The following is a 10207-nucleotide window of genomic DNA, read 5'->3' as shown; positions in this document are numbered from 1 at the left end:
CCGACGCAGTGACGATGCGGCTGCCGTCGGGCGAGAACACAGCACTGCTGACCTCCCCGTAATGCGAGGCGGGGACGATGCCGCCGAAGGACGAGAGCCTAGCACTGTATTCCTCCCCGTCATCCTCGAGCTTGGCAATCTCAGCCCCCTTCGCCGCATCCCACAAACGCGCGGTCGCATCCGCCGACGCCGTGACGATGCGGCGGCCATCAGGCGAAAATTCGGCGCGATAGACCGCGGCTTCATGCCCCTTTAGCGTAGCGATCAGCTTGCCCGTTGCCGCGTCCCACACCCGTGCCGTGCTGTCGAAGGACGCCGTGACAACGCGGCGGCCGTCAGGAGAGAACGCGGCGCTGGTGACGGGGGCGTCATGGCCCTTGAGCACGGCGATGGTCTTGCCCGTCGCCGTGTCCCACACGCGCGCCGTGCCATCCTCGGACCCGGTGACCGCACGGCGGCCATCGGGGGAGAATACGGCGCTGTACACAACGCCCTTGTGGCCCTTGAACGTGCGCAGTTCCGAACTGTTGAGCAAGCCTGCGGTCAGAGCGGCATGGCTGTCGGCATATTGTTCGGAATCGGGCGTATCGCGCATCAGCGCTTCGATGCCCAGCAACAAAGCCAGCGAGGAATTGCCCTCCTTCTGGGCCGCCAATGACGAAAACGCGAGCACGCGGGCGCCCTGCGACGACGCCTCCTGCGATTTTTGCATGGCCCAGACACCCAGCGCCGCTGACACCACGAACAGCACAGCCATCAACACGGCGACAATCCGGGTGTTGCGTTCCCGCCGCAAGCGGTCGAATTCGGCCTGCGCCACAGCGGCTTCGCTCAAGGCCAGAAACCCTGCCTCTTCGCTCTGCGGGTCCAGCAGGGCTGCAAAGGGCCGGATGAAATCAACCTCTTCATTGCTCAGCAGCGTGCGTGTTTCCGCATGCGCTTGCTGCCGATCACGAATCAGCTTTTGTATTTTCAGCAGGTTCTTGGCTTCGGTGCTACGGCCATCGGCAATCCGCCGGGCCAGGCTGTCATGCGCCAGTTCGAACACACCGTCTTCATCACGCAGGATACGCGCCGATCGCAGCTCGCCCAGGCCGGCATCCAGCGCCGCCTTCAGCCGGTTCTGGTGCGCCTCGTCACTCTGGCCGGCCTTCGCCTGTGCGGGCTTGTCGCCTTGCACGTCGAACAATCCGGGCAACTTCTTTTGCAATTCGGCGCGCGTAATCGGCAGCTTGGTGCCTTCGAATGTCGCAAACTGCTCCAGCATATGTTTCACCGCATCGGGCTCGATCCCCGGATGGCCGGATTCAAGGGCTTTCTGGATGGCCAGCGTCTGGTCCTCCAGAAAATCGACCATCACGTCATCAAGCTTGCCGGTCTCGGCCACCAGGGCATCGGTAAAGACCACCGGTCTGGCTTCGGTGCGGCGATACAAGGTGTCGAGATAGACCTGCAGATACGCCAGCTGCACTGCCGTTTTGCCGTCAGACAGGCTCTTGATGATCAGCTTTGCCGTATCGGCGCCATTCTCCAGCCCGATGTCATGGTAAGCCGCAGTTCCCGTGATGACCTGTTCGATATTGGCGCTGGTCATTGGCTCGACCCGGAAGCGCTTGTCGAACAAGGCCGGCACCACGCGCTCGAAATCATTGAGCGCGGCCAGATATTCCTCGCGCATGATGATGATGATCTTGCACGACACGTCCGATTCCAGCAGCGCCTCGATGCTGGCAAAGAACGCCGCCTGCTCCTCCGGCGAACCCAGGATGAACAGCTCCTCGAACTGATCGAAGATGATGTAGATGGGGGCCAGCTTGTCTGTGTAAAGCGCCTGCGCCGCATCGACGACGCTGGCATCGGCGGCGATGGGCATCCCCGATTTGCTGCGGATCTCGCGCATCAGCGACGCGTTGAGATCGTCCTTGCGACGGACAAACAGTTGATACCAGTCGGTTTTCCGGAAACGATTGGCCAGTCCGCACTGGATGATGCTCGTTTTGCCAGTGCCCGATGCGCCATAGACCAGCAGCAGGCGCGTTTCGAACACCATCTGGTACAGCGCGTCGATTTCCTTCTGGCGCCCGAAAAATATCTCCTTGTCGCCCACGTCATAGGCGTTGAGAAATTTGAAGGGTGAGGTCATGCGGCGGCTCCCGGTGCGGCGGCGATGGCCCTTTTGAAGTCTTCGAACAGCGACTTCACATCCTTGTACTTGGCATCTGACACGACAAGCTTGTCGGCGGGGTTGTTGATCGACCAGTAATGATATGTGTCGGCGGCGCAGTCATGGTGAGAATAAAAGAACAGCCGGTACTGCGGGGCGCCGGTCAGGGCGTTTTCATCGAGAATGAACGGCATAAGATTGAGATTGTTGGAAATATTGTCGATATCCTTGACCAGCAGAACCGAACGGCTGTCACTGAATTGCAATTGCTGTTTATCGAGGACGCGGGCGCCGACGCCGGCCTGATCAAGCTGCACGATCTTGTGGCTGAATTCGGGCATTTTGTTGCGCGATTTCACCAGCGTGATGTCCTTGATGGCGGCCATCATGTAATTGACGACAAAGGCGAAATCCTTGAGAATTTCGCTGAGGTGCGTTTCGGTCTGCACGCAGAAGCTGGTGATTTCGTCGCCCGAAACCTTGCCGCGCAATTCGCCGCGCATCGCTTCCATGAACAGATGGGCGTTGACCGATGGCTCGTCACGCAGCGAGACGACAAATTCATCGCTTTCGCGCATGTAGTGCGAGATGCCGTTGGCGGCGAAAAAGTCGGCAACCTTGAGGATGAGGTCGAAATAGTCGAAGCTTGCGGCAGTGGTGGCCGACATGGCGACAAACCGTTCGCAGGCCGTGCGCAGCGTGTCTGTCATCAGGCATTCGGGGCGCGTGCTCAGGACATCCCAAAGCTGCGATAGCGCGGCGAAGGCGAACAGCTGCGTCGCGGTTTCATAGACCAGGACAAGCTGCTGCAACCGTTCGGAACTGATGGTTTCATTGTCCTCGTGGAACAGGATCCGCAACTGTTCGCCGACCGGCGTCGGAAAGGCAGCGACACTGGGGGAGCGAATGTTGCGAATATCCGGATCGCGGCTTTCCTGCTCGTCCTCCAGGGCGCGGCGCACCTTTTTGTTGTGCGGCGCAATCGCGTTCGCCAGCGCCGTGATCAGCCCGGCATTGACCAGCGGCCCCGCTGCGGCCTGATAGGAGGCGCCGCGAATGATCAGCTGCTGCTCGGCCTGTTCGGGCAGCTTCCATGACAGCGCCGCCTCGCCTCCGGGGTGGACATACAGGCCCCAAACCAGTTCCGGGCTGGCAGTGCGCGCGCGCGCATCGGCTGTGCCGACCCCTCGGAAGTCACCGATATGCCTGGCCGCACCCTTTGCTGTGGTCGCAACGGCGGCCCTTGCCAGTTCAAAGGCTTCGAAGATGGTCTTCCTAGTGCCCATGGCGGCATAGAATTTTTCGGCAAAAAGCGTCGCCAGGGAATCGTTGATAGGCACGGCGGTGGCGATCACGACCTTCACGCCATTGGCAATCAGGCCCTCCGCCTGTCCGCTGGTGGCGCAGCCATTGAGAAAGACGAGCTTGAGATTCTTTGCAGCACCGAGCATCCGGGCAAGACCGTCGGCATGTGCCTGCTCGGCATTGCCGCCGGCTTCAAGCTGGATCGCGGCGCCGTCTGCGTGCCCGCCGAAATGAAAGATGGCGATGCGATCGGCGTAGCGGTTAACCACATCGAACACATCGTCGATCGCAGTCGCGTCCTCGGTGTGAACCTTGATGTAGCGTTTGTCGTCATAGTCCTGCAGCGCGCGGAACACGGCCTTGCGCTCTTGCACGATGTTCTGGAGATAATCGTCACGGTTGTTGGAAAACGCCAGCACGATCATTGGAGTTGCGTTAGCGTCACTCACCGAATTGCCCCCTCAGGCATTAACCATATATAGTTGCAGCCGGACGGAGGGTTGAGTCAAATTTGAATTGCAACCGGAGCGGGCTGCGGCCCGATCGGGACACGGGCGCCGACAGCAAGGCACGGAGAAATCCGAAGACAATCTACCGGTGCCGCCGTCGGGAGCCGCCAGAGTCCTTTGCCAGGGAAGAAAATGGTGCCGCTTAGGTGACTCGAACACCTGACCCCATCATTACGAATGATGTGCTCTACCGGCTGAGCTAAAGCGGCACAAAGAGCCTTTGGCCCTTGACGGTGTCGGCCATTAACAGGGGTGTCGGCGATCGGCAAGCCCGCATGCGCTGCCTGCGGGGCCGGAATCGGCTGCGCGCGCAAAGCAAGGACGGGGCGGCCGTTATCTCGGGCATGTCTCGACTTGCTGTCCCACCGATTTTCCCTGCAGCTCCGGACCGGCTCGACTGGCCGCCGCGTGCCGGCGCGCTGGAACGCCGACTGACTCGCCGCGCACTGGCGGCCTGGCAGGCCGGCGATGGTGGGCCGGTTTTGGGGTTTGATGCCCATGCCCTCGTGATTGCCGATCCCGGCGGCCGGGCGCTGGTCGAAAGCGTCGGCAGCGCCCTTGCTGCCGCCTTCGGCATCACAGCCGACGCGGTCCTGAACCGGGCACCGGGGATTCGGGATGAACTGTCGGCGTTGTGCGAGCTTGTCACGCTCCACCCCGTGCCAGTGCCATTCGAGGCCGGCGTGCCAAGCGCAGGCGGCGCCGAACTCATGGTTCGCGGCATCGCCCTGCCGCTGCTGCGCGGCGATGACCCGGCCGGAGCCGTGCAGATCATCTGCAACTGGCGGGTGGTGCTGGAACGCAGTGCGGCGGTGCGGCTGAGGCGTGAGCTGGGCTCGGCGCTGCGCGAGGTGCGTAGCACCCAACAAGCATTGCGCAGCACCCAGCGCACCCAGGACAAGGCGGGCGGCTGGCAGGCCGCATCACACCCGGTTGCCGATCCGTTTGCGCCGGAATTTGGTGTCAAGCTGGACGAATAACGTAGGGAATGCTTGCCCTTCACGGCCGCTGCGGCGCATAAGCCCCGGCAAATCCGCCGCAGTGCCCTTGGGGAGCCCTTGTATCGTGACTGTGCCCAGCACTTCCTCTCAAGACACTTTGCCTGCCAATCCCGACGCTGTTGCCGCCCTTGGCCGCATCTTGTTCGATCATGCCCTGCCCGGCGAGGTCGAGGGGCTGGATGCCGGGATGCGCGCCGCCATTGCCACGTTCGTCGCCGAAGCCGCCGGACAGCGGCACGGCGACCAGCCGGCGATCCATCTCGATCCGGTCGCGGATGACGCCACGATCGGCAAGCGGCGCATGACACTGGCCATCATCGGCGACGACCGTCCGTTCCTCGTGGATTCGATTGCCGCTGCGATCACTGCGGCCGGGCTGGACATTCATTGCCTGCTGCATCCCATCGTCGATGTGCGCCGTGATGGCCAAGGCCGTCTGCTCGAAGTGCTGGGGCGCGCGGCAGGACCGGCGGCGTCGGGGCCGGCATCGGGGCAATTGCGCGAATCCATGATGTATCTGGAAATCGAGCGGACGGGTGCAAAGGCGCGGGCCGCGCTGGTCGCGAGCCTGACGCAGGTGCTGGCCGATGTGCATGTTGCCGTCGCCGACTGGCAGCCGATGCTGGAGATGCTGCGCGGCTGCATCAAGGCGATGGCGGAAAACCCGCCGCCGGTGGCGCCGCACCGCGCCGCCGAAACGATGGCGTTCCTCGAATGGCTGGCGGCGGACAATTTCACGTTGCTCGGCGCCCGCCGCTATGATCTGGCCGGCGACCTTGATGACCCGGCGATGCAGCCGGTCAGCCATCATGGGCTGGGCCTGTTGCGCGACCCGGCTTACCCGGTCTGGACAGGGCAGGCCGGTGACGGCGAGACGCCCCGCGCGCTGAAGGCGCTGCTGGCCAGCCCCGAGCCACTGCTGATCACCAAGTCCGGCATGATGGTGATGGTGCACCGCCGCATCAACGGCGACCTGGTGTCGGTCAAGGGTTTTGACCATCAGGGCCGCGTCGTGTCGGAAACGCGCTTTTTGGGGCTGTTCACGTCGTCGGCGCTCAACACGTCGCCGCGCCAGGTGCCGCTGCTGCGCCGCAAGGTCGGCGAAATCATCGAGCGGCTGGGCTTTGGTCCGTCCGGCCATACCGCCAAGGCGCTGATCCATGTATTCGAGACATTCCCGCGCGAGGAATTGTTCGAGGCCAGCACCGAGGAACTGGAAAGCATGGTGCTGGGGCTGTTGTCGCTGCTCGACCGCCCGCGGCCCCGGCTGTTTGCGCGGCGCGACCCGTTCGGGCGGTTCCTGTCCATCCTCGCCTATGTGCCGCGTGATAGCTACACCAGCCGCTTACGCGACGCGATCGGCCTCATGCTGGCCGATGCCACCGGCGGCCGCATTTCGCGGTCCGAGGTCGAATTGCGCGCCGATGGTCTGGCCTGGGTGCATTTCGTCGTTGTCACCGACCGCGCCGAACAATTCGACGCCGAGGCCGCCGCCGCACTCGACCGCATGCTGCTGCAACTGCTGCGCGGCTGGGATGAAGACCTGGAAACCGCGCTGCTCGACCTGTCTGGTCCGACGCGGGCGGCGCGGCTGACGCTCAGCCATGGCCGCGCCTTGTCGGCCAGCTATCGCGCCCAGCATAGCCCGCGCGAAGGTGCCGCCGACATCATCGCCCTGTCGTCGTTGCATGACGACACCGACCGGGTCGTGCGACTGTTTCGCGGCGAGCGCGATGGCCCTTGCCAGGTGCGGCTGAAGATCTACCGGCTCGGCAAGATCATCCCGCTGTCCGAAGCGGTGCCTGTGCTGGAAAATTTCGGCCTCAAGGTCATCGAGGAATTTCCCTTTGACCTGGCCGGCGGCAAGCTGGGCTGGATCCATGATTTCCTTGCCGAAGTGGCCGACCCGTCGGTGCTGGGCGACTGGGACGCCCTGCAGGCGCTGGTGACACCGGCATTGACCGAGGTGCTGACCGGCGCGCAGGAAAATGATGCTTTCAACGCGCTGATCATCGCGTGCGGCGTGTCGGCAACGGCAGCGAACTGGCTGCGCGCCTATTTCCGCTACATGCGGCAGACCGGCGTCACTTATGGCGTGATGACGGTGGTCGATGCGCTGCGCCGCTATCCGGCGATCACACGGGCGCTGACAGGGCTGTTCGAGACACGTTTTGCGTTGGCGGTGGACAATCGCGCCGCCGCCGTGGCCGAGGTCGTGGCGAGCATCGAGGCGGCGCTGGCCGATGTGGCCTCGATCGACGATGACCGTATCTTGCGGCTGTATCTGGCAGTCATGGCCGCGACGCTGCGCACGAACGCGTTTGTGCCGGGCGGGCCTGAGGCCTTGGCCTTCAAGCTGGACAGCCAGGCGGTGCCGAACCTGCCGCCGCCGGTGCCGTATCGCGAGATCTGGGTCTATTCCCCCCGCGTCGAAGGCATCCATCTGCGCGGCGGGCCGATTGCGCGCGGCGGGCTGCGCTGGTCGGACCGGCGCGATGATTTCCGCACCGAAGTGCTGGGGCTGGTCAAGGCACAAAAGGTCAAGAACACCGTCATCGTGCCCACCGGCGCCAAGGGCGGATTTTACCCCAAGCAATTGCCGCCGCAGGCCAATCGCGATGCCTGGTTGGCCGAAGGCACCGAAAGTTATCGCATTTTCATCCGGTCGTTGTTGTCGCTGACCGACAATCTGGATGCAGATGGCAGCAACGTGCCGCCGGCCGGAGTTGTCTGCCATGATGCGCCCGATCCCTATCTGGTCGTCGCCGCCGACAAGGGCACCGCGACATTTTCGGACACCGCCAATGCCATTGCCGAGGCGCATGGCTTCTGGCTGGGCGATGCCTTCGCCAGCGGCGGCGGCAATGGCTATGATCACAAGGCCATGGCGATCACTGCCCGCGGCGCCTGGATTTCGGTGCAGCGGCATTTCCGCGAACTGGGCACCGATGTGCAGGCCGATCCGGTGCGGGTGGCCGGCGTCGGCGACATGTCGGGCGATGTGTTCGGCAATGGCATGCTGCTGAGCCGGTCGATCCTGCTCCAGGCCGCGTTCGACCATCGCCACTTCTTCTTCGATCCCGCCCCGGATGCCGCCACCAGCTTTGCCGAGCGGGAGCGCATGTTTGCCCTGCCCCGCTCAAGCTGGGACGATTATGACCGTGCCAGGATTTCGCCCGGCGGCGGCGTGTTCTCGCGCAGCCTGAAATCGGTGCCGCTCAGCCCGCAGATGCGCGAGATGCTGGGTGTAGACGCCGAGGCGATGGGACCATCGGAGCTTATCGTCGCCATCCTGCGCATGAAGACCGACCTGCTGTGGTTCGGCGGCATCGGCACCTATGTGAAGGCGAGCACCGAAAGCCAGGCCGACGCTGGCGACCGCGCCAATGATGCCCACCGCATCAATGCGCGCGATATCGGCGCGCGGGTCATCGGCGAAGGCGCCAACCTTGGCGTCACCCAGGCGGCGCGTATCGAATTCGCTCAAGCCGGCGGGCGCATCAACACCGATTTCATCGACAACAGTGCCGGCGTCGATTGCTCGGACAACGAGGTGAACATCAAGATCGCGCTGGGCGCCGAAGTGACCGCCGGGCGGTTGGCACTGGCAGACCGCAACGTGCTGCTGACCCAGATGACCGACGATGTTGCGGCGCTGGTGCTTGAGGACAACCGCCTGCAAACCCAGGCGCTGTCGCTGGCAGAACGCGGCGGCAGTGCGGCACTGGCAGGGCATATCCGGCTCATCCAGACGCTGGAAGCCAGCGCAGCGGGGCTGAACCGCGCTGTCGAAGGCCTGCCGGCCGATGACGTGCTGGTGCAGCGCGGCCGGGCCGGAGGCGCATTGGAGCGGCCCGAGCTGGCAGTCGTGATGGCCTATGCCAAGATGGCGGTTTACGATGCGCTGGTCACCAGTGCGCTCATTGATGATCCGCTGCTTGTCCCCGATCTGCATGCGGCCTTTCCGGGCGCCATGCAGGCCCGGTTTGCCGATGCCATCGATCACCACCGGCTGCGCCGCGAACTGATCGCCACCAAGCTGACCAACGAACTGGTCAATCGCGCCGGCCTGGCGGCCCCGTTCGAACTGGCCGAGGAACTGGGCACCGATCTTGCCCGTGTCGCCGGTGCATTCGTCGCGGCGCGGTCATTGTTTGATTTTCGCGGGCTTTGGTCCGCGATCGACACAGCGGCGGTGCCGGGCACGGTGCAGCTTGACCTGCATGTTGCCGGCATGGCGGCATTGCGCACCCAGATGGGCGACCTGATCCGCGCCGGCGCCGGCCTGCCGCCGGCAACGCTGGTCGAACGGCTGCAACCGTGTCTCGATCGGCTTGGCGATGCGCTGGACCAGGTGCTGAGGCCCGAACCGCGCGCGCAATTGGCGCGATTGTCGTCCAGGCTGACGGCAATGGGTGCGCCGGCGGCAATCGCCGATCATCTGGTACGGATCGAGGCGCTGGACGGTGCCATCGGCGTCGGGCTGCTGGCCGCCACGCTGGACGTCAGCGAGGCCGGGACGGCGATGGCCTATACAGCGCTTGGCGAAGCGACTGGACTGGACTGGGCCAAAAGCGCAGCAATGGCGCTGGTGCCGACAGACCCTTGGGAACGGCTGGTCGCCGCCGGGCTGGTGCGCGACTTCGAACAGATGCGGCTCGATCTGGTGCAGCGGCTCGTGCCGGCGGGCGGCGACCCGGCACGCGCTGTCACGGACTGGCTGTCGGCCAGTCAGGATCGGGTGGGCCGGATTGCGGGCATGGTCGCACGCGCGCGGGCCAGCGGCACGGTGACGACTGCGATGCTGGCCTATCTTGCCGGCCAGGCGCGGGGCATGCTGGCGGACTGATGGCTGGCGGCCAAACTGCCTGCGAACGGGCGGCGAGGTTCAGAAATCCAGCTTGTCGTAGTGCGCGGGCGGTGGCAGGCCTTCCATGCGTTCTTCCAGCAGCGGCCGGAACGTCGGGCGGGACTTGATCGCCGAATACCAGGTGCGGGTCGGTTCATGCCCGTCCCAGTCGATACCGCCGAGATAATCGGCGACTGACAATTGTGCGGCCGCCGCAATATCTGCCAGGCCAAAGCCCGGCCCGCCCAGCCAACGCCGGCGTTCGAGCAGGAAATCGATGTAATCAAGATGCGTGTCGGCCAAGCGCCCGGCATTGCGGACGGCGGCGGCATCGGGGCCGGCGCGCTGGATGATGCGGCGGTACATGCGTTCCGTCAGC

General features: G+C 64.2%; 4 protein-coding genes, 1 tRNA gene and 1 pseudogene. 2 read left to right on the top strand and 4 right to left on the bottom strand.

Annotated elements, in window-relative coordinates:
- The 3 genes from RMQ73_RS06845 to RMQ73_RS06835 all read right to left on the bottom strand — a co-directional run.
- Positions 1 to 2143: WD40 repeat domain-containing protein (locus RMQ73_RS06845; RefSeq protein ID WP_310497343.1), on the bottom strand; the 2143-nt coding region annotated here is incomplete at its 3' end.
- Complete coding sequence (locus RMQ73_RS06840; protein WP_310497342.1) at positions 2140 to 3918, bottom strand: CHAT domain-containing protein; 1779 nt, start codon at positions 3916 to 3918, stop codon at positions 2140 to 2142. The genes RMQ73_RS06845 and RMQ73_RS06840, both read right to left, overlap by 4 nt.
- Before the next feature lie 193 nt (positions 3919 to 4111).
- Positions 4112 to 4187: transfer RNA gene (locus RMQ73_RS06835), tRNA-Thr, on the bottom strand.
- 135 nt (positions 4188 to 4322) lie between these two features.
- Here RMQ73_RS06835 and RMQ73_RS06830 point away from each other — a divergent pair.
- On the top strand, positions 4323 to 4958 hold the full coding sequence (locus tag RMQ73_RS06830; protein ID WP_310497341.1) for a hypothetical protein: 636 nt from the start codon (positions 4323 to 4325) through the stop codon (positions 4956 to 4958).
- 85 nt (positions 4959 to 5043) lie between these two features.
- Positions 5044 to 9828 carry an NAD-glutamate dehydrogenase gene (locus tag RMQ73_RS06825; protein ID WP_310497340.1) on the top strand — a complete coding sequence of 1595 codons (4785 nt, stop codon included), beginning with the start codon at positions 5044 to 5046 and terminating at the stop codon, positions 9826 to 9828.
- Positions 9829 to 9867: 39 nt separating this feature from the next.
- Here RMQ73_RS06825 and RMQ73_RS06820 read toward each other — a convergent pair.
- Positions 9868 to 10207: pseudogene (locus RMQ73_RS06820) on the bottom strand (glutathione S-transferase domain-containing protein); the annotation flags it as partial.

Origin of the sequence: Sandarakinorhabdus sp., assembly GCF_031430775.1 — a bacterium.
GTDB lineage: Bacteria > Pseudomonadota > Alphaproteobacteria > Sphingomonadales > Sphingomonadaceae > Sandarakinorhabdus.
The sequence above is the reverse complement of the archived record's forward strand: the minus strand, read 5'-3'. Positions and strand labels throughout refer to the sequence as shown.

Bases quoted from the DNA above. Each gene is read 5' to 3' on its own strand.
- RMQ73_RS06830 (WP_310497341.1), top strand. From the start codon at position 4,323: ATGTCTCGACTTGCTGTCCCACCGATTTTCCCTGCAGCTCCGGACCGG.